Genomic DNA, 19,502 nt, shown 5'->3' on the forward strand with positions numbered 1-19,502 from the left:
CCAGCGGCCCCAGCCGTCGGCGCGCCTCCGCTCGCGGGCGGCGGAGGGAAACCGGAAGCGGAAAACGGAAAACGGAAAACGGAAACCGAGCGCTGCCGCCGCGCTGACCGCGCAATGTCTCCACGAGAGAGGCGCTGGCGCGGTATGATGTTCCGCCTGGCATGCGTCGCCTCCCCGAAGTCCAGTCCGAGCTGAAGGGCGTGGATGGCGATCCTCCCACACAGCGCTCGTTCGACAGCGCGGCGGATCGCTGCACGCCGAGGAGCGGATCGCTGGCCGAGGTGCTCGGCGAGGGGGTGACGCGGGGGCCCCGTTCGAGCGCGGCGCCTCCGAGCCTCAACAGCACCCCGCCGGAGTCGCGCGGCAACGCGCTGCGGGAGCGCGGCAACCTGCTCCTCCGGCGGAGCGACTACGTGGGCGCCGCGCGCGACTACGACGAGGCGCTCGCGCTGTTCCGTGCGACGGGCGACGCGCTCGGGCAGGCCCAGGTGCTCATGGATCGGGGCGCGCTGCGCCTGCGGGAGGGCGTCCCCGCGCAGGCGGTGCGCGACTACGACGAGGCGCTCGCGCTGTTCCAGGCCGCGGGCGCTCGCGCGGCGGAGGGCGACGCGCTGAGGGCGCGGGGCTTCGCGCGCGCCGAGGAGGGCGATCTCGGCGGCGCGGTGTGCGACTACGATCTGGCGATCCAGCTGTTCCTGCAGCTCGGCGATCGCGAGCCGCTCAAGCCCCGGGCCGGGTCGCGCGGGGCCGCCGACGCCGACGCCCCGGGCCCCTCGGAGCCGCCTCGCGCCCGCCCACACGGCGCCGCGCACGGGCGGGCGCTCAAGGCGCGCGGCGATCTGCGGGTCCGGCTCCGCAACCTCGCGGGAGCGGCGCGCGACTACAGCACCGCGCTCGCGCTGTTCCAGGACACGGGGGATCGGAGCGGGCAGGCCAGCGTGCTGAAGGCGCGGGGCGACATGCGGTTCGGCCAGGACAACGTGACGGGCGCCGCGCGCGACTACGACTGGGCGCTGACGCTCTATCAGGCGACCGAGGACCACCTCGGGCAGGCCGGCACACTCAAGGCGCGCGGCGATCTCCGGGTGCGGCAGGGGGATCTTGCGGGCGCCGAGAAGGATTACGATCACGGGCTCGAGCTGTTCACGGCGACGCGCGACGTCCTGGGCCAGGCCGCGGTGCTGAAGGCGCGGGGCGATCTGCGCTCCGTGCAGGAGGACCTCGTGGACGCGGTGCGCGACTACGACCGTGCGCTCGCGCTGTTCCGCACGGGCTTCGAGCGCCGCGGGCAGGCCGCGACGCTCAAGGTGCGGGGCGATCTCCGCCGCAAGCAGTTCGAGCTGGTGGCCGAGCTCGTGGGGGTCGCGGCGGCCGATGCGTCGGACCTGGAGGAGGCGCTCTCGGACTACGAGCAGGCGCTCGCCCTGTTCGAGGTGCTCGAGGACGGCGCGGGTCAGGCCGGCGTGCTGCGGGCGCGGGGCGATCTGGCGCGCATCCAGGGGGATCTCGCCGCGGCGCTGTCGCTCTACCTCGGAGCGAAGCGGCTCCTGGACGTGTCGGGCAACGCCGCGGAGCTCTCGGCGACCCTCGCGGAGATCGCCCGGACGCACGCGCTCTCGGGCCGCGCGGCCGAGGCGCGCGCCGCGGCGGAGCAGGCGCTCGCGCGGGCCGATCGCGCGACGAGCGCCGAGTGCCGCGAGCTCGCGGAGGCGGTCCTCGCCGGTCGCGTCGTGGCGCGGGGAGAGGCCGGCGCGAAGCGCGACTCCAGGGCGCCGAACGGCCTGAAGCGGTTCGACTGAGAGATGCCCTGAGCGGCGTCGGGGCGCGGAGGGCGTCGGGGCGAGGCCTCCGCGCGCCCGTGCCTCCGCGGGCGGCGCGGGGCCGCGCCGAGGGCCCGAGCGCCGCTGGCGAGCGGAGACCGCCCTTGATGGCGCTGATGGCGAGTTGACCCGATCGACGGACAGCCACCCTGACTCCGCCCGATGCTGTCGAGAGCGGGGATGACCCGATAAGGGTGTCTCATCCCCGAGAGCCTCCGGGAGAGCTCCGGAGTGCGCCGTCTACGTGTACGGCACAAATCCAGGCGTACCACGGCGCGGGTGGTAGTGCGCGTCTCCGTACATGTCGGCGCGCTGTCGCGTCGCAGCGTGATGATCCGCCGTCACGACAGATGGGCAACACCACGGCAGCGCGAGCACGTTGCAGTCCTGTTTCCTGTGTGGCCGCCGCGCGCGCTTCGGGATAGAAATGAATGTCTTAAGGAGTCATCTACATGAAGAGAGGCTTGAAAGCAGTGCTCGCCCTGTCGGCTGCGCTCGCTCTGCTCGGCATCGGCGCGCCCGCGGACGCGACGACGGCCGTCCTGCTCTCGCGGGAGGAGCTCGTGCGCCAGTCGGCGACGGTCGCGCGCGTGATCGTCGGCCGATCGTACGCGACGGAATCCGACGACGGAAAATCGATCGTGACCCGCACCGAGCTCACGATCACCCAGCCGCTCAAGGGTGGCGCGGCGGACAAGGGGGGCTCGAAGATGATTGTGCTGGAGCAGATGGGCGGGACCTACAACGGCAAGACACAGCGGCTGCTCGGCGACGCCAGGCTCTCGCCTGGCGAGGACGCCGTGGTCTTCCTGCGCCCGGGCGACAAGGGGCGGTGGCACCTCACGGCGCTGGCGCTTTCGGCCTATCATGTGGACAAGAAGGGCATGGCGCGGCGCATCCTCGAGGGGCTGCACCTCGTCCGGCGGACCGGAGCCGCGCTCGTGCCCATCGAGGCGCCCGTCGAGGACGTCGAGCCCATCGAGAGCCTCATGACGGACGTCGTGCGCATCGCGGGAGGGAAGTGAGGTGAGGCGCCACGTCGCCCTCGCCGCCCTGCTCGGCGCCGCCTCGTCCCTCGCCGTGGCCCGTGAGGCCGCCGCGTGGGTGCCGCTCGATGACGTGGTCCCCCGCTGGGACAAGCTGCCCGTCGCCTACTACATCAACCGCTCGACGATCCCGGGCGAGATCTCCGCCTTCGCCGTCGCCCGTGTCGAGTCCGGGTTCGAGACGTGGTCGAACGCGGGGTGTACGGAGTGGCGGGTCGACCTCCTCGGCGACACCACCGATCGTTACAACTACAACGACGGCAAGAACGTGTTTCATTGGATCAGCTCCTCCTGGCCGAACATGCTCGGCGACGTCAACTCGGTCATCGGCGTCACGATGCCGGTCTGGAGCTTCAACGGCGCCATCGTGGACGCCGACATGGTCTTCAACGACGTCGGGTTTTGCTGGAACGACACCGGCAACAACGGCTGTGTCGACACACAGTCGATCGCCACGCACGAAGAGGGGCACTTCCTGGGCCTCGGCCACTCCAGCGAGCGGAGCGCGACGATGACGCCTTACTATGTCGTGGGCTCGTCGATGCGCACCATCGAGCAAGACGACATCGACGGCGTGTGCGCGCTGTATCCCATCGGCGGGACCACGGCCGCGAATGCGGCGAGCGCCACGAGCGCCGCCGCCGGCGGCGGCGGCTGCGATAGCTGCTCGAACGATTCGCTCGCGAACAACTGCAAGGCCCCCTATGACGCGTGCGGCGCGTCGCTCGCGTGCAGGAGATTCATCGGCTGTATCAACGAGTGCCCGGACGACGCGTGCGTCGAGGGATGCTTGAATGATCAGCCCGAGGGGGCCGACATGTATATCAGCATCCTCGAGTGCGTCTGCGGGGAATGCTCGACCGAGTGCTCCACCGAGTGCGCCGGCTTCGATGGCGGCGGCGCCGGCGGCGCCGGCGGCAGCGGGGGCGACGGCGGAGCGGGCGGCAGCAGCACGTCGACCTCCTCGTCGGCCGGCGGCGGATCGAGCGTGGGCGCGACCGCGAGCTCGTCGGTCGCCTCGAGCGGCGGGGTGGGCGGCGGCGGCGGCGCCGATCCGGACGACACGCAGAAGAGCGGCGATGGGGAGTCTGGCGGCGATGCCGGGTGCTCCTGCTCGACGACCGGCCGATCGGCCGATGTCGGCGGGGTCATGCTCCTCGGCGTGCTCGGCGCGCTGGCGTCGCGACGGCGCCGGCGCTGAGCGTTCGATCGCGGGGCTTCGGGGGGAGCACCGGCCCTCGCGGCGGCGCGGAGCGAGCCTGGGCCTGCCGCGATCTTCCGGACCAGAGAGCACCTCAGAGGACACCTGGTGGAGGCCCACGCCGTCGGCGTGGGGGCTCTGACCTCCACCGCGCCGCGCAGGCGCCCGCCGGCGCGGCGCGGTGGAGCGCTAAAATCCCGAGATAGGCTGTGTTCCCCGCGGATCCTGGGCGCGCCGGGGGCGGCCCGGAGCGCCCCGACGACCTGGCCCGCCGGTTGCTCTATCCGGATGCGACGCCGCGAGACAGCGATGAGGGACGCCGAGGCGAGCTCGAACTCGCCGGAGGCCGCCGACATGCGATCTCGCGAGCGTGAACACCGGACCAAAGGACACACCACCATGAACATCGAGAACCTGCTCCTCTGCTCCCTCATCTCGTCCTTCTCCCTCGTCGGCTGCATCGCCGAGCCGCTCGAGGGCGACAGCGCCGATGACGGCGCGAGCGACGCCGCCGAGGTCGTGGGCTAGGGCGCAGAGGCGATCATCGGTCCTGGCGGCGATGACGGCGGCGGTCCGGTCACGAAGACCGTGAACCTCTCCTGCTCGATCACCTATCCCAGCATCTTCAACCCGAACGCCGCGATCAAGAACACCTCGCTCTTCGCCGTTCCGGACTCGGCGAAGATCACCTTCACCGTCACGCACTACTACGGCGATCCGGGGCCCATCACCCGCTCGGTCACCGGGCCGCTCGCCAAGGGCCAGACCAAGCTCGTCCCCCTCACGCACCCCGGCGCGCTCGACGCTTACGGCTGCACCGCCAAGGCCACCTGGACCCTCCTCGACTGAACCCTCGGCGACAGACCAGCTGTCCATCGCAGGGCCAGGGCGTCTCCGCGCACGAAGCCCCGATGTCTCGAGGCGCGCGTCCACGCGCGCCTTCGCGGAGCTCGCCCTGGCTCCCGATCTCCAGGAGGGCAGCGGCAGGCGTCCTACTTGCTCCCACCATCTCCGCCTCGTGCCCAATTCTTGTTTTGCCAATTGACACAATAGAAAATAGGGCTACCCTGAAGCTCGTGACATCGCCAGGCCGCCCGCGCGGCAGACCGAGGAAGGATCCGCAGCAGCTCGCGACATGGGTTCCGCCGGAAGGCTGGTCACGCCTCGTCGCGTGGATCTCGCCGGAGGAGCGGATGGCGCTGAAGCGCGTCGCGCTCGAGGCGAGCACCTCCGTGGCGGAGCTGGTGCGCGCCCTGGCGAGCGGGCTCGCTGGAGGCGTCATCACGCCTGACGAGCTGCTCGGCCAGGTACGAAAGGGCATTCAGGTCATGGAGAAGATTCCGACGATTTTCGATCGCGGCGACGACTTCAAGGTGCTCCCGAAGCCGCGCCAGGGGTGCGAGTGGGTCTTTGCGGGCGAGGGCCGTCCCACCGAGAAGCTCGACGGCACGAACGTGCGATTGACCGTTCGCTCGGGCCACGTGGTCCGGGTCGAGAAGCGCAGGAACCCGAGCAAGCTCCAGAAGCAGCAGGGGATCATCGACGGCTGGTACGTCGACGCGGACGAGCACGGGCCGGAAGACAAGTGGATCTTCGAGGCGGTTCGCGGGACGGAGTTCCAGGGCTGGCCGGACGGCGAGCACTCGGCGGAGGCGCTCGGACCGAGCATTCAGGGCAACCCGCTCGGGCTCGCCAGGCACATGGTCGTGCCGTTCAACCTCGAGATTCCCGTCTACGACGACATCCCGAGGACCTATGACGGCCTCCACGGCCTGTTCGATCACCTGGAGAGCCGCTTCGCCCCGGGCCACCTCGCCGAGGGAATCGTGTTTCACCACCCCGACGGCCGGCGCGCCAAGATCAAGCGCAAGGACTTCCCCGGAGGGGCCGGGAAGTCGCGGTGAGGCTCCGGCCGATCGGGGCGCCTCTCCGTCGGGATCGAGGCAGCTCGCGATTCGCGCCCGTCCGGTGAGCGCTCAGCGCCGCCGCCTGCCGCGCGCCGGCTTGCCGCTGCCTCCGCGGCGCGGCGCCGGCTTTTCTCCGCCGGGGCGCGGGGCCGGCTTCTCCGGCGGCGCCTCCGTCGTCCGGACGACGAGCAGCGCTCGCCCGCGCTCGAAGGTCGGCGTCACGCTCACGTAGCCGTTCTCCCGCGCGAAGCCCGCCATGTCGCCGCGGTGCTCATCCATGTACCGGCTGAACCGCGTCCAGAGATCGCGCGCCTCCTCGTCGGCGAGGGGCGCGCCGTCGATGGAGGCGGCGAGGTTCGAACGATCGCTCACTGGATACCGTATCCGGATTGTGGGGGTGTGAAGTGCTGCATTTCCCTGGTCTTTTCGAGGATCGGTACCCACCGATCGCGGCGGCTAAGAACCTATCCCAGTAGGGAGCACCTGGGATCTTGGGAGACTATGTTCAGGAACATGCGGAGGTCCTGGCCAGACGTCTTGACATTGGCACGTGACGCGGCAGCCGCGGCAGATGAAGCAGTTCAAGGATGATGGCTGGAGGTTGCCCGACGCCATCTGGACAGAGATGGAACCCTTACTGCCGCCGCGCAAGGCGCACCCGCTCGGTTGCCATAACCCGCGCGTGCCCGATCGCGTGGCCATGGACGCCATCTTCTTCGTCCTCCGGACGGGCTGCCAATGGGGGGCGCTCGATGCGACCGGTATCTGCAGCCATTCCTCAGCGCATCGACGATTCATCGAGTGGATCGAGGCGGGCGCGTTTCGGGAGTTCTGGCGCCGCGGGCTGCTGGCGTACGATGAGTTCATCGGCATCGACTGGAGCTGGTTGGCGATGGACGGGGCGATGAGCAAGGCCCCGCTCGGCGGGGAAAAAAACCGGGCCCAACCCCACCGATCGCGCCAAGAGGGGCGCCAAGCGCAGCTTGCTGACAGAGGCGTCGGGCGTCCCCGTGGGCGTCGCCGTGGCCGGAGCCAATCGCAACGACTTCAAGATGGCGCGCGAGACCATCGAGAGCATCCCGGTCGAACGCCCGCATCCCAGCGGGCGCAAGCCGCAGGGCATGTGTCTGGACAAAGGGTACGATTACGCTGAAGTACCGGCGCTGCTGAAGGAGTTCGGGTTCACGGCACACATCCGCCCGCGCGGTGAGGAGGCGCGCGAGATCAAGAAGGAGGCAGGCCGCAGAGCCCGCCGATGGGTCGTCGAGCGTTCCCATAGCTGGATGAACCGCTTTCGGGGAATCCTCATCCGGTGGTCGAAGCGTGCGGACACCTACCTCGCCCTTCTGCACCTCGCCTGCGGGGTCATCACCTGGCGTGCAGCCGGCCTACTGGGATAGGCTCTAAGTGCCCGTGGGTCCGTCCCGTGGGTCCACCTTCGGGCGTCCCGCCCCCCTCCGTCAAGGGGCCGGCGGGCCCATCCGCCGCCGCCGGCGCGAGCTCGGGGATCGCGCTGGTGATGTCGGGGAAGGGCTCGATCCGGAGGTCCGCCAGCGTGCGGGCGGCGCGCGTGTAACGGTCCAGCTGCGCACGATCAAGGTGGCCCGTGCGGTCCGAGATCCACCCCTCGGTCTTCCCCGCGCGCTTCGCCCACGTGACGAACGTGGCGCGCAGATCGTGGAAGCGTATCTGGGCGACGTTCTTCTCCTTCGAGAAGAGCACAGCGCGCGTCACCCCGGCGGCGCGCAGATCCTCGCGCAGCTGCTCGGCCTCGCGCGTCTCCACGCACTCGACATCCTGCACGACGCGCTCATCATCGGCCGGGTCGCCGCACCGCGCGCGCCAGGCGCGCAGCACGTTGACCAGACCAGCGGGGATCTCGAAGAGCTGCGGCACGCCGTTCTTGGTGATGAGGGCGGCGAGCATGGCGTGGGTGATGTCGACGTCCTTCCACTTCAGGGCCATCAGGCTCGACTTCCGCAGGCCCGTGTAGACGGCGAGCGCGTACAGCACGCGGCGCCCGATCGGGATCTCCACGCACGCGAGCAGCGCGAGCACCTCCGACGGCAGGAGGTAGGCGAAGAGCTTCGCCGTCCCCTTCGGCGGGCGGTGGTAGCGCGTGACCGGGTTGTCCTTCCGGAGCCGCGCGGGCATCACGGCGAGATCGAACCCGCGCCGCAGGAGCGAGTAGAGCTGCAGGTGCGTCTTCTCGCGACGCTCGCGCGGCACGCGCGCCATCACGCGATCGATGTCCTGCTCGGTCACCTCGTGCACGAGCTTGTCCCCGATCGCGGGGTAGATGTACTTGGCCGCGCGCCAGCCATCGACGTCCGCGGAAGCCTTCTCGCGCAGCCCGTTGACCGGCCCGTGCTCGCGCAGGAGCGCCCCCGAAATCCACGCGGCGAAGTGCTCGCGCACCGTCACGCCCTCGCGCTTCGCTGGAGGCGCGTCGACGCCGTAGCCCTCGCGCGCCATGCGCTCGAGCCACGCGTCGGCCTTCTCGCGCGCCTTCGCCTCGCTCATCCCGGAGCCGAGCGGGATGCGCTTCCGCTCGCCGCCGAGCCGGACGCGCAGCGACCACGAGCCGCCGCGCTCCTCCACGTTGCCGCGGGGGAGCTTCACCGGCTGGTCCTTCGTCTTCGTCGCCATCAGACCCTCCTCTTGCGGGTCTTGAGGGTCACGCCCGGGATCGGTGTCTCCCGGACGGCGCGCGCCTTCCGAGGCGGCGCCACGCTCGCCTTCCCGCGGGCGCGAGCCCAGGCCCGCACCGCCGCCACGTCGAAGCGCGGGTCGTCGCCGTAGTACTCGACGGGGCAGCCCTGCTTCTGCATGCGGTGCACCGTCGTCGTCGAGACCCCGAGGGCCGCGGCGAGGCCGTGCACGTCGACCAGCGGCTCAGGGCGCGCTGCCGGTGCGGCCGCGTGCTCCTGCAGGAGGCGGACGGCGAGGGGCGCGGCGATCTCCGCGGCGAGGCGCGCAACGGCGTGGCCGAACGCCTCGAGCGCGTCGGGCGGGATCAGGGTGCTCGAGGGGATGTGCGAGCTACCCACGTGCGCCTCCTCTCTTCGCGGCGAGGTACGGCGCGATCGAGATGACCGGCGCCGGCGCCGGACCGTGAACGAGCTCCACACGCCCGCCGCCCACGTGGACGCAGCGGAGTTCGCGAGCCTCCCTGTGCGCTTGGCGGAGGGCGAACTCGGCATGCACGAGGGCCGATGCGATGAACTGGAGCGCGGCGGCCTCGGGTGTGCCCCGGCGGCTATACGCGAGAGGGCACGCACGCCGGCCGAGCGCCCTCGCCTGCGCGAGGGCGTCGTACTGGGCTCGGATGGGCTTGTCCTTGTCGCGGCTCACGAGCGGCCCCCTTCGCTCTGCGCGCGCTCGTCCTTGATGGACTCGCGCATGCGGCAGTAGAGCTCCCGGGCGACGATCAGGCGCGCTTCGATCTGCCACAGGGCCATGCCCACCGCTTCCGTGTCGACGTCCTCTTCACTTTGAAGCGCGTACCTGATGAGGTTCACTTCTCGCCGTATGCCGTCCTGAATGGCCAAGGTCGGGTCGTCATCCCCGACGAACAGCAGCGACATCATGTCCGCGATCGACGCCTTCCCGAGCTCGTCGGCGCAGGCGTGGAACTCGATGCCGAGCGTGCGCAGGTGCGGGTCGGCGGGATCGCGGACGTCCTTCCTCGCGGGCGGGGATGGCGGCGAGGGCGGCGCTGTCGCGGGCGCCGGCGGGGCCGACCGCGCGGGCGTGACCGGCTGCCCGCCGAACATCGAGAACACCGCATTGGGCTTCTCGAGCCACATGATCATGTCCTCGGGGTTTGCGTCCGCGCCCCTGCGCTCGAGCACGAGCACGAGCGCGTCCAGCACGAGGAGGGCGAGCCACGCCGGGCCCTGCGTCGCGAAGTCAGCCCACGGCCGACGCGCGATGCGCTTGATCAGCTGCCGCAGCGCCTCGTTGATCGTCCCGTGCACCGTCGCGCGGTCTGCGGGGGACGCGCCGCGAGCGTACTTCGACGGCTCGGACGTCGCCTTGCCGGGCGACGCCGGACCGGGCTTGCCCGCGGGGCGCTTCGAACTCTGCCGCCGCGGCTTGGTCGCCTCGTTGGCTCCTCGGTGCCGCGGCTTCGAGCTCGACGATTTCATGCTCGAAGTGGAAATCTTTGCTCGCTTCTCGGAATGCGTTACACGGCTCATGGTCGTCTCCTGCTGACTCAGGGGTCGATCAGGGCCGTCCGGAAGGGTCCAAGCTCCCGGACGGCCCGCTCTACTTCGGGGGCTTATTCCTTCGTCGGCGGTCGCGCCGCGCGTTTCCCTCCTTTCGACGGCTCCGGCAGCGAGGCCTCCAGCGCGTCGGGTTGATCGTCAGGGTCTGGGTGCTCGTCGGAGCCGCGGACCGCGACCCCGTGCTCGCGGCAGAGCCGCGCCACCGAGATCCGCACCGCGGCGGCATCCGAGCGCGCGCCCAGCTTCGGGCGGAGCTTGCGCACCGCCTCGCGGAGCTCGTCGCTCATCGGGACGTTCAGGGTTGCCACTGCACAATGTTGTGCAACGTCGTGCAATCGGTCAACCCGACTGCGCCTCGGGCGTGGCGATTCGGGAGGAACCCTGCTCTGAGGTGCGCGACGCGGCACGACAGGATCGATGCGTCGATCATCGGCGGCTCTTAATGAACTCGGCGCCAAAGTGCGACATGTCGCCTGTGGTACCCGACCGAGGGTCAGATGCATAGACGCCGATGGTTTTCAAGAAAAAAATCAAATCGACGTCGACACTGCCGCTCGCTCGAGTCAAGACCCCGTCGGGGGCAGAAAAGAGCCCTGGTGACGAGCCCGCAGGCCGGGCTTGTCAGATGGAGATTGGATGCACAGCAGCAGTATCCTCGTTTCGCAGCACACCGAAGAAACAAGCAAGTCAGAAAAGATGTGCGAGAAGTGTGTCTCTCTTCTCGACAGTGGAGCAGAGATATCAGCGGTCGTTAGAGCGCGACGCGTCCCGCTGCTTCGCGCAGAGCTCCAGTTTGCTGAATACGGCGTCGTCGTGTCCAAGGACCGACACTGGGCTCGACAGGACGGAATACTAGCTAAGTACGACACCAAGGACTCAAAGAAAAAGGTGGTGTGCAGCTTCCCAGACCACACTGCTCATTTCGACGGAGTCATCGTAAGGACGCTCTGCGGCAGCGTGGTGGTGTTACCGAGCAGGCTGCTTGATGGCCGGAAGATCCGGCTCCGTGATGGCCATCGTCGACCCGGATCTCCGCTCACCGCGATTGCAGCGAGGCGAGGCACCGGGGTGACTGCGGTGGTCGCAGAGCGCCGGTGCGTTCAGTCGGTGTGGAGGGGGAGGCGGTCATCGCCGTCGAGGACGGCGTGGTAGCGAGCGAGAGCGTGGTCGAGCCGATCGAGGTAGTGGAGCACGACGTCGACGGCGTAGAGGCGAGGGCAAAGCGGATCCGGGTCGCTCGGGTAGGGCGCGGTGAGCGCGTCGCGGGCGAGCGCGAGGGAAACGACGAGGGCGGCGACTGCGCTGCCCTCGACGTCACCGCGCCGCGTGTCCCCCTCGGCCAGGGGGGCGGGGTTCATCCGGGCTCCTCTGCGTCCAGTTGCAGGATGCGGCTGAAGACATCGCGCTCGACGAGCTTGCGCTTCTTGCGCGCAGCGGCTCGAAGAGCGGCCGTGGCGAGTCGGTCGGTGTCGCGCAGGCTGCCGGCGGCCGCCTCGTGCAGCATCGCGATCGCGTCGGTGGTGAAGAGCTCTTTCGCGCAGCCGACTCGGTTGAGACGTACACGCAGATAGTCGGCCGTATCGTCCGGCGTGAGCGGATCGATGGTCAATCGGTAATGGAGGCGCGAATACAGGGAGCGATTGCGGCGCACGCGGAGCCGCTCGCCGAGCTCGGGCAAGCCAAGCAACACGAGCGAAAGCAATGCGCGGCTATCCCAGGCGTAATTAAGGAGTATGTGAAGATGATCGAGTGTATCCTGATGAAGTAGATGGGCCTCATCGAGGACGAAGACCGGAAATACTCGTTCCTTCGCGAGTTCCTCGACGTGCGTGCTGACCGCGTAGAAGACGTCTCCAGCGGTGCTGCAGCGCGCGAGACCGAGCGCCAGACAGAGCTGGCGATAGAAGTCCCGGCGTCCAAGCGTCACGTTGGCGCAGTAGGTCAAGCGAAACGTCTGCGGCGAAAGGGCATGACGGAGCGCGCGGAGGAGACACGTCTTGCCAACGCCTGGGTCACCAGCGAGGAGCACGCTCTTTCTGGCGTGCACCGCTTCGATGAGCATCTCGAGTATCGCCTGCTTGGACGGAGGGAGCCAGAGCTCGCCGTCTTCGACCTCCTTTGAAAATGGCTCTGCGGTGAAGCTGAAGTAGCTACAAAAGTCCATGGTCATTCCTCCTCGCCATCGCGGGGCGTTCGTCCGAGAGCCTTGTCCAGAAGCGTTTTCGGCGGGTCGAAGGGCACCCGCGCCTCGTGCGCGACATCAAGGTTGCAGGCCGGCCGCGGGCGACGGGCGTTCTTCACCGGATCGACCCGGTGCAGGGCGAAGCGTTTGCCCTCGTGTTCGATCCAGGGCGGCTCGTTCGGCGTGACGAGGCACCGCGACACCGTGACGAGGTGGCCGGCGAGGAAGCCGAGATCGGTCTCCCAATCCTCTCCATCCATCGAGAGCGTGCTGTCGCGTCGGACGCGCCGACGGGCCTGGGTCGTGAGCGCGTCGCGGAGCTTCCGCTCGTCGAGGTTGTCGGTGACGTGGGGATACCCCTCGTACACCTGCGCGGGGGATTTGCCGAAGAGCGCCGCGTGCGGTGTGCGGTGGTAGTGCTCGTCGACCCAGGCGTAGAGCCGGACGTTGAGGTCGTGCAGCGAGCCGAGCGCTCCGGTGAAGTCCACGCACCTCTCTCGCAACGTCCTCCAGAAGCGCTCCATCTTGCCGCGCGCGGGGGCGTCGTACGGACGGGCGTGGATCAGGGTAGTGCCGAGTCGCTCACACGCCAGGTGCAAGGTGTGCCCGCGGTAGGTCGAGCCGTTATCCAGGTAGAGGGCGTCGGGAGCGCCATGTTTGCGCAGTGCTCGGATGAAGAGCGCCAGCATGTCGACCTCCCGCTCGGCGCTCATCGCCTCGATCGCGAGGATGTACCGGGAGGCGTCGTCGAGCAGCGCGTGGATCCGCACCGGCGCCACGCTGCCGCCAACGAGGATCGGTGACACATGACACACGTCGCCGTGCCACAGAGCGCCGGGGTGCTCGGCCTGCCAGCGCAACCGCACCTTGCCGCCCGTGCGATCGCGCAGCGCGACGCGATCAAGGCGGTGTTCGGCGTACAGGCGTCGCACCGTGGTGGCGGAGATGGCCTCCTTGTCGATCCGGCCCGCCGCGATCAGCGTGTCGAGGATGAGCGAGACCGAGGCGCTCGGGTGCTCTTCTCGAATGTCGAGCAGCATCTGCCGTTGCTCGGGGGTGAGCTCGCGCGCCCGTCCCTTGTCCTTGCGGGGCTTGGGACGCAAGCCTTCGAGACCTTCGGTCTTGTACGCGTAGTACCAACGCTCGAGCGTGGGGACCGAGTAAGTGCGCGGAGAATGGGCGCGCGGTGGGCGAAACCGCTGTTTGCTCAGGTCGGCGAGCGCTTCGGCGAGCTCTCCCCGGTCGAGCTCGCGGTGCATGAGCGAGCCGATGATCTCACTGCGATAGAGCGCTACCGCTTCCGCGTGGTCCTTCGGCTTGAGGGGGTCTTGCACGTCGTGTCCTTTCCGGACCGGTGACACCGCACCGGCCGCACAGCCATCCAAGCGCAAGGCGCTCCGCCGACCGAGGATCCAGCCGGGTGGAGCCCGACATGAGCCCGAGAAGCGGGCCGCTCGCCATCACGCAGCTCGCGCGGCGCCGGCCATGACGGCGGCCTCGAGGACCTCGGCCGCAAAAGGCGCCATCGCGACGAGCGTCATCGCGGCCCGCTCGGCCCGCTGCCGCAGCGAAGCAGCAAGGGGACTGGGGCGGACTGACGGAAAGAGGCGCCCCTGGTCGATGGCGCGTAACCAGCGCCGCACGGTCGCCCAGCTGTCGGCATCGAAGCTGGCAGACCAGGGGCTGACACGCCGCCGCACCTCGATGAGCGCTGCACTGGCGATGCCGACGAGCAGCAGGGCCAGACCGATCGCCGTCGCGGCGAAGTGCCGTCGCGGTGCGACGCCCCGCGGTACGACCGTGATCGTCGCGCCGCAGCGGCGGCATCGATAACGGCGCACCTCGATCGTGACGAGCCCGCCGCGCTCGCCGGCAGCCAGCGGCCCGCGTACCTGCCGGGACCGCGAGCCGTGACCCCACAGCCCCAACCCGCCCCCCAGCGGGCAAGCCGCGGCACCGCAACGCGGGCAGCGGGCTGGCCGCGCGCGATCTACGGTGGGCGGTGAAGCGAGCCAGCCTTTGACATCGAGGTCCAGATGGACGATCTGTTGAGGGCTCCGCTCTTTCAAGCGATTCGGAGCACGACGGGAGGGGGCACGCGGCCAAACGAGCTCCTCCCGTCGCCTATTTTGTGGCCCGCGCCGCGCCGATGCTCCGCTCCTGTCGCTGACCTACCCCGTTCGTGACGCGGACGGGCGAGGAGTCGTGCTGGTAATTTTCGGGAGACGAAGGGAATGCGCGCTCCCTCTTTTCCTGTGCACCCGCATTCGACCGACGCGATCGTGCTCAGGAGGAGCTACGCTGAGAATTTGATCGAACGCGGCGCAATGCATCGCCGGAGAAGGTCCTGGCAGCTTGCTGCCCCCGGACAACGTCGCCATCGACCATGATCCGCCTCGGCGATGGTGCGCTGCGGTGAGCCGGCCGCCCCGCCATCAAAGAGCTGGCTCGACAAGCGCATCATCGGCATCAACGACGGTGCTCAGTAACAGGTGGCGATTGGTCATGTCTGCGCCGGCCATTGGATCGAGGCGTACGAGGATGTGCGTGGATTCATGCTCCGCGAAGATGCAATGGCCCGTCAGCTCGACGCTCTCCGGAGCCAGCCACGGGAGCTTTTGGCCAGCCTTCAAGAGCTTCGGCGTCGTGCGACAAGGCTCCAAGAACTGCGCGCGCAGTTTCAGCGACTCGTGCCCGAGCTCGCAGAAGAGATGGTGCGCAGGCAGACGGCCGCGGCAGGGCCAAGCACCGCGGTTGAATTCAAGGAATACGTATTTGATCCGGCGTCAGGTCGACACAAGCCAGACTACCGGATCGAGCACATCGCTGGCCTTGAATGGTGGGAGCCGGAGGCGTCGCCCGACCGGATCGAACGTTCGGTGTTGCAAGCACAAGCACTGGTAGACGCGATTGGCGAGGCGGGTATCGTCGGTTCGCTCGACGATGAGGGTAGCGTGAAGCGGCTATATTCGCAGCTTCAAGACGTCCGGTCGCTGAGTAAAGATGCGTTGGACTGGGTGTCTTCTCGCGAGAAGTTCTTCAGCCGGGGCAACGTGAGGCGTGTCGTGAAGGCCACCGACTCTCATAGAATCGGAGCGGTCGGGAAGAGATTCAGGTTTTATCATCAAGGCAGGGTCTGTTTCCTTGGTCTTGATGGGTTTGCCCGAGAATGAGTCCGGTGATGCCACGTCGGGCTGCGAGGCCATTGAGCTGATCTCTGAGGGCCGGGCGAGGGCCAGCCCTCGCCGGCGGCGCCGCCCATGGCGATCTCGACCTGAGCGCAGATATCCTTGAGCACCGGCTCGAAGGTCTCTGGGAGCTTCGAGCGGCCCGGCGGCGCGATGCGCAGCGAGACAGGGTGAGCGCGTCTCGTTGCCGGTGAACTCCGTCGCTACGTCCTGATAGCTTCCCGGCATGCTCCACCCGCCCCGTGATGCCGAAATCGTCCATCCCCCGTACCCCGGCAGCGCCGGCATGACGCCGCCCATGCGGGGCGTTGAGGCGATCACCTTGGACTCGTACCCCGAGGTTGCCAGCATCGAGCCGCCCGACCCGCACGTGCACGCGCTCGGGCTTGCCTTGGCGCTCACCGTCGTGGCCCTTCGCCGATGAGCGCCCCGGCCGACGCGCGGCGTGGTGTGCTGCCCGCAGCCGCCTTGCCTCGCCATCCGAGCCCGGGCAGGCTTCGCCCATGGGCCAGCCCGCCGAGAAGCAGCGCCGCGCGACGTACGCCGACCTTGAAGCCGTCCCGCCGAACAAGGTGGCGGAGCTCATCGGGGGCGTGCTCCACGTCATGCCCCGGCCGGCGCCGCGGCATTCCAGGGCGGAGAGCGCGCTGCAGGGGGAGCTCTTCGGCCCGTTCGACCGCGGCCGCGGTGGGCCCGGCGGCTGGACCATCTTGGTCGAGCCGGAACTGCACTTTCCCGACCCGCACGCGCCGGGCGAGATCGACGCGCTCGTGCCCGACCTTGCCGGCTGGCGGATCGAGCGCATGCCCGAGCTGCCCGAGACGGCCTACTTCGCGCTCGCCCCGGACTGGATCTGCGAGGTCCTGAGCCCTTCGACGGAGGACGTCGACCGCGACGAGAAGATGCCGATCTACGCGCGCGAGGGCGTGCGGCACGCGTGGCTGGTCGACCCTGTCAAAAGGACGCTGGAGGTGTACGTGCTCGGCGCGGATCGCCGCTGGGGACCTGCGGTCGTCCACCGCGATGCCGCACGGGTTCGCGTCGAGCCCTTCGAGGCCATCGAGCTCGACCTCTCGGTCCTCTGGGCGAGGTAGGCGGCCGCTCTCGCCAGCGCGATGGCACGGGCGCTTCGACCGCGGCGAGGGTGAGGAGCGGCGCTGCGTCGTGGTAGCTTCGCTGCATGATCCTCCCACCCCAGGACGCAGAGATCCTTGATCCGCCCTACCCCGGCGTGACAGCGAGCCCCGTCTCTCCGCGTCACGGCGTCGAGATGACCGTCTCCGACCCGCGCCCTGACGTCGCGAGCATCGAGCCACCGGACCCGCTCGTGCACGCGCTCGGGCTCGCCCTGGCGGTCGTCGTCGTGGCCCTGCGTCGATGAGCGCTGCGGGCTCGCCCGGAGTTCAGTTCAGGTCGGTGAGACGAACGGCAGGGGGAAGGGCGAGCGCGGCGAGCTGTGCCTCGAGGGTCTCGCGGATTCGGACCGCGCTCTGCAGGACGATGCGGGCGGCGTCCTGCTCCTTCTGGCCACCGTCCACGCGGCGGCGAGCCGATGTCTCGAGGCGTCCGACCTCGACGAGCTGCGCCTCGAGCCCACCGCGCACTCGCTCCACCTCCGCAGCGGCGAGGGCGGCGCGAGCCTCGTGCTCCCAGCGCTTGGCCGCGGCTGCCTTCGCTGCGGCGAGGTCCCGAGCATCTCGGGCGGCGGGTACGTCGGCCCCACGCGCAGCGCCGAGCGACGCCTCAGCAGCGGCCAGCCTCGTGCAGGCCTCGAGCAGCGCGCGCTCCGCGGTCTCCAGCGTGAGCCGAGCGCGTAACACGTCCGCTTCGTGCGCTTCAATGGTGTTCATCGACCGAACACCTTTCCAATTATCGTCACGACGCTGTCGGTCGGATTCGTTATCTGCCCTTCGAGATACACCATGCTCTGATCGAACTCGTCCTGGGCCTTCGGCTCGTTCAGCTGCGCCGTGCTGCCCTCGGGCTTCGAAAGGGTCGGCTTCGGCGAGCGGTACTGCTTGAACTTGATGTCCTGCGCCCAGAGGCCGGGCTCGATCTGGTCGAGTTGCAGGACGTCCTCGACAACCACGGACTTGATGCCGAGCGGCTCGTGATACGGGTGGTAGTAGTCGAGCGCCTTGGGGCGCGCGCCGAGCTGCGGGCGCGCAAGGAGCCGCGAGAACGTGTCCCACTGCGCGAAGTGCTGCGGCTCCCAGAAGAGCAGCCGCACCTGGAACGTCGCGAGCCCGTCGCCCGTGAACACGAGGAAGGCACCGCTGAGCCCGTAGCCCTTCCGCTCGTCCCAGTTCCGCGGCGAGCCGGCGCCGCTCACCTGCGCCTGCCCCGGCGAGCGCTGGCCCGCCAAGACGATCACGTCATAGAGGTCTGCCTGTTCGATCGGGTTGGGCATGGTGCTCCTGTGCTTACGTCGCGGAGGCGCTGCGCGCGTCGATGGCTGCCATGGGTCAAGCCGCCGGGGGCTCGCCGTCGTTCGCGGAGAAGAGCGAGCGGAACGCGCTCGAGGCGCTCTCGAGCAGGGAGGGTTGCGGCTCCGTCGCGTCCCTCCTGCGCGTGAAATACGGGTGGTTGGCGTCTTCCGCGTAACGCGGCTTGACCACCTGCTTGCCCCCTTCATAGCTCACGACGATACCGCCGGGCGGAGGCGGGATGTAGGTTTCCTCAAAGCGCCTTTGGCGTTCTGCCTCTTGGCGCTCGTAACGGGCCTTCTCCGCCGCGCGCACTTCATCTGTCGTGTGGCTGTTCAGGATCTCGGAGATCCGACTCATCGCGTCCGACACATCGCCATCTCGCCGAGCCTCTTTCGGCTGTTCGAGCTGGAAGCGGTACGCGCGCTCGACGCGACCGAAAGGCGTGCTGATGCCGGCCAGATGCCCGATGTCCTGGTAGTGGCCGTTCCAGTTTCTTACCTCCTCGGGCAACGCGATGAACTGCGCGTGCCGCACGTGGCAGAGCTTGTGGAAGTCGTCGATCGGCTTGATGTCGGCCCCGAGCTCCTGCGCGCGCTTCGCAGCGGCGCGGGCGTCCTCCACCGCGGCGTCGATGTCGGCGAGGCTCTTCCGGATGAGCGCCTCCCCGGCGATGACGAGCTCGACGCTCGGCATGAACCTCACCTTGGCGGCGGCGAGGGATGCCCGCGCGGCCAGGGCATCTCGCTGTTCGCCGGTGCGCCGCTCGGCACGGGCGCGGAGCTCCTCGGCGCGGTCTGGCGCGATGGCCATCACCTTGGCCTCGAGCTCGGCCAGCTCCGCCGCGCTGGCGTCGAGGGCGGCGGCGGCGGTCGCGTGCTCGGCGGTCGCGTGGCGCTGGCGCTCCTCCGCGGAGCGGATCGCCTCGAGGACGGCCCGCGCCGGGTGCGCGGCGAGTCGGGCGGCGCTGGCGCTCCGCTCGGCCTCGAGGGCGGCGTGGTGGCGCTGCTCGATCTCCGCGAGCTGTGCCTCGAGCCGGGCTCTCTCGGCCTCGTGCTCGGCCTGGGCGAGGGCTTCGCGGGCCTGCTGCTCGCGGCGCGCTGCCCGGTCCGCCTGGAGCTTGGCAAGGTCGCGGGAGTTCCGCGCCGAGATCACGGCGGCGCCGTTCGCGTCGCTCGGGTCCTCGTCGAACGCCGCCTCGACCTTCGCTACGTGCGCCTCCCGCTCGGCCAGGCGCTCACCCGTCTCCGCGGCGTCGCGCTCTGCAGCGGCCAGCACCGCGCGGGCGCGGTCCACCTGCGCGGCCGCCTCGCTCGGCCGCGCCTCCCCCAAGTTCAGGAGGGCCCCAAACATCGATCGAATGCTCATCGTCCCCTGTCTTCCTCGAGGCGCTCTCGCCCCGTCTCGTTCACGCCATCGCCTACCGGCGCGCCCTCGCGGCCGTGGCCCGCGGGAGAACCGTCGCCCCCCCGGGCACCTGTCCGATGTGAGACATCACGA

General features: G+C 69.4%; 24 protein-coding genes. 11 read left to right on the top strand and 13 right to left on the bottom strand.

The features are described from left to right. Positions 1-161 precede the first annotated feature (161 nt). The 6 genes from POL72_RS21555 to POL72_RS21580 all read left to right on the top strand — a co-directional run bounded on the left by POL72_RS21555 (position 162) and on the right by POL72_RS21580 (position 5,971). On the top strand, positions 162-1,799 hold the full coding sequence (locus POL72_RS21555) for a tetratricopeptide repeat protein (protein WP_272097386.1): 1,638 nt from the start codon (positions 162-164) through the stop codon (positions 1,797-1,799). A gap of 473 nt (positions 1,800-2,272) precedes the next feature. After that, entirely contained in the window at positions 2,273-2,845 is a 573-nt protein-coding gene (locus POL72_RS21560; RefSeq protein ID WP_272097387.1) for a hypothetical protein, read from the top strand. 1 nt (position 2,846) lies between these two features. Beyond that, positions 2,847-4,067, top strand: a complete 1,221-nt coding sequence (locus POL72_RS21565; protein ID WP_272097388.1) for a matrixin family metalloprotease — start codon at positions 2,847-2,849, stop codon at positions 4,065-4,067. 399 nt (positions 4,068-4,466) lie between these two features. After that, positions 4,467-4,595, top strand: a complete 129-nt coding sequence (locus tag POL72_RS21570; protein WP_272097389.1) for a hypothetical protein — start codon at positions 4,467-4,469, stop codon at positions 4,593-4,595. 60 nt (positions 4,596-4,655) lie between these two features. Further along, on the top strand, positions 4,656-4,916 hold the full coding sequence (locus POL72_RS21575; protein WP_272097390.1) for a hypothetical protein: 261 nt from the start codon (positions 4,656-4,658) through the stop codon (positions 4,914-4,916). Between the two features lie 344 nt (positions 4,917-5,260). After that, positions 5,261-5,971, top strand: coding sequence for a hypothetical protein (locus POL72_RS21580; protein ID WP_272097391.1), 711 nt, complete (start codon positions 5,261-5,263; stop codon positions 5,969-5,971). A 72-nt stretch (positions 5,972-6,043) separates the two neighbouring features. Here the strand turns inward: POL72_RS21580 and POL72_RS21585 are convergent, their stop codons facing one another. Next, a complete protein-coding gene (locus tag POL72_RS21585; RefSeq protein WP_272097392.1) occupies positions 6,044-6,346 on the bottom strand; it encodes a hypothetical protein in 303 nt (100 codons plus the stop codon). A 199-nt stretch (positions 6,347-6,545) separates the two neighbouring features. On the opposite strand from POL72_RS21585, the gene POL72_RS21590 reads away from it, so the two are divergent. Next, positions 6,546-7,374 (top strand): IS5 family transposase gene (locus POL72_RS21590; RefSeq protein ID WP_373372220.1). Its coding sequence is split into 2 segments (ribosomal slippage): positions 6,546-6,899 and positions 6,901-7,374, totalling 828 coding nucleotides; the frame shifts between segments, so codons are not numbered across the junction. On the opposite strand, the gene POL72_RS21595 is transcribed toward POL72_RS21590, so the two are convergent. From POL72_RS21595 to POL72_RS21635, 9 genes are all read right to left on the bottom strand, one after another. Further along, a complete protein-coding gene (locus tag POL72_RS21595; RefSeq protein ID WP_272097393.1) occupies positions 7,343-8,623 on the bottom strand; it encodes a tyrosine-type recombinase/integrase in 1,281 nt (426 codons plus the stop codon). The genes POL72_RS21590 and POL72_RS21595 overlap by 32 nt on opposite strands. Next, positions 8,623-9,024: a hypothetical protein gene (locus POL72_RS21600; protein ID WP_272097394.1), complete on the bottom strand. Its 402-nt coding sequence runs from the start codon at positions 9,022-9,024 to the stop codon at positions 8,623-8,625. Before POL72_RS21600 ends, POL72_RS21595 begins: the two co-directional genes overlap by 1 nt. Further along, positions 9,017-9,328: a hypothetical protein gene (locus tag POL72_RS21605; RefSeq protein ID WP_272097395.1), complete on the bottom strand. Its 312-nt coding sequence runs from the start codon at positions 9,326-9,328 to the stop codon at positions 9,017-9,019. Before POL72_RS21605 ends, POL72_RS21600 begins: the two co-directional genes overlap by 8 nt. After that, complete coding sequence (locus POL72_RS21610; protein ID WP_272097396.1) at positions 9,325-10,125, bottom strand: hypothetical protein; 801 nt, start codon at positions 10,123-10,125, stop codon at positions 9,325-9,327. Before POL72_RS21610 ends, POL72_RS21605 begins: the two co-directional genes overlap by 4 nt. 134 nt (positions 10,126-10,259) lie before the next feature. Next, on the bottom strand, positions 10,260-10,514 hold the full coding sequence (locus POL72_RS21615; RefSeq protein ID WP_272097397.1) for a hypothetical protein: 255 nt from the start codon (positions 10,512-10,514) through the stop codon (positions 10,260-10,262). Between the two features lie 792 nt (positions 10,515-11,306). Beyond that, positions 11,307-11,564 (bottom strand): hypothetical protein, encoded by a 258-nt coding sequence (locus POL72_RS21620; RefSeq protein ID WP_272097398.1) that lies wholly within the window; start codon positions 11,562-11,564, stop codon positions 11,307-11,309. Next, on the bottom strand, positions 11,561-12,376 hold the full coding sequence (locus tag POL72_RS21625) for an ExeA family protein (RefSeq protein WP_272097399.1): 816 nt from the start codon (positions 12,374-12,376) through the stop codon (positions 11,561-11,563). Before POL72_RS21625 ends, POL72_RS21620 begins: the two co-directional genes overlap by 4 nt. Beyond that, positions 12,373-13,722, bottom strand: coding sequence for a DDE-type integrase/transposase/recombinase (locus POL72_RS21630; RefSeq protein ID WP_272097400.1), 1,350 nt, complete (start codon positions 13,720-13,722; stop codon positions 12,373-12,375). Before POL72_RS21630 ends, POL72_RS21625 begins: the two co-directional genes overlap by 4 nt. A gap of 126 nt (positions 13,723-13,848) precedes the next feature. Next, a complete protein-coding gene (locus POL72_RS21635; protein WP_272097401.1) occupies positions 13,849-14,457 on the bottom strand; it encodes a DUF6431 domain-containing protein in 609 nt (202 codons plus the stop codon). 486 nt (positions 14,458-14,943) lie between these two features. Here POL72_RS21635 and POL72_RS21640 point away from each other — a divergent pair, with 486 nt between their 5' ends. From POL72_RS21640 to POL72_RS21655, 4 genes are all read left to right on the top strand, one after another. Next, positions 14,944-15,561, top strand: coding sequence for a hypothetical protein (locus POL72_RS21640; protein ID WP_272097402.1), 618 nt, complete (start codon positions 14,944-14,946; stop codon positions 15,559-15,561). A 241-nt stretch (positions 15,562-15,802) separates the two neighbouring features. Next, positions 15,803-16,000, top strand: a complete 198-nt coding sequence (locus POL72_RS21645; protein WP_272097403.1) for a hypothetical protein — start codon at positions 15,803-15,805, stop codon at positions 15,998-16,000. 79 nt (positions 16,001-16,079) lie between these two features. Then, entirely contained in the window at positions 16,080-16,670 is a 591-nt protein-coding gene (locus tag POL72_RS21650; RefSeq protein WP_272097404.1) for a Uma2 family endonuclease, read from the top strand. A gap of 86 nt (positions 16,671-16,756) precedes the next feature. After that, a complete protein-coding gene (locus tag POL72_RS21655) occupies positions 16,757-16,957 on the top strand; it encodes a hypothetical protein (RefSeq protein ID WP_272097405.1) in 201 nt (66 codons plus the stop codon). Between the two features lie 22 nt (positions 16,958-16,979). Here POL72_RS21655 and POL72_RS21660 read toward each other — a convergent pair whose 3' ends face one another. From POL72_RS21660 to POL72_RS21670, 3 genes are read right to left on the bottom strand one after another with little or no spacing between them, the layout of a single operon-like run. Next, a complete protein-coding gene (locus POL72_RS21660; protein ID WP_272097406.1) occupies positions 16,980-17,426 on the bottom strand; it encodes a hypothetical protein in 447 nt (148 codons plus the stop codon). Further along, entirely contained in the window at positions 17,423-17,986 is a 564-nt protein-coding gene (locus POL72_RS21665; RefSeq protein ID WP_272097407.1) for a hypothetical protein, read from the bottom strand. Before POL72_RS21665 ends, POL72_RS21660 begins: the two co-directional genes overlap by 4 nt. 55 nt (positions 17,987-18,041) lie before the next feature. After that, positions 18,042-19,370, bottom strand: coding sequence for a coiled-coil domain-containing protein (locus POL72_RS21670; RefSeq protein WP_272097408.1), 1,329 nt, complete (start codon positions 19,368-19,370; stop codon positions 18,042-18,044). Positions 19,371-19,502 lie beyond the last annotated feature (132 nt).

Source organism: Sorangium aterium, from assembly GCF_028368935.1.
In the GTDB taxonomy this organism is placed as follows: Bacteria; Myxococcota_A; Polyangia; order Polyangiales; family Polyangiaceae; genus Sorangium; species Sorangium atrum.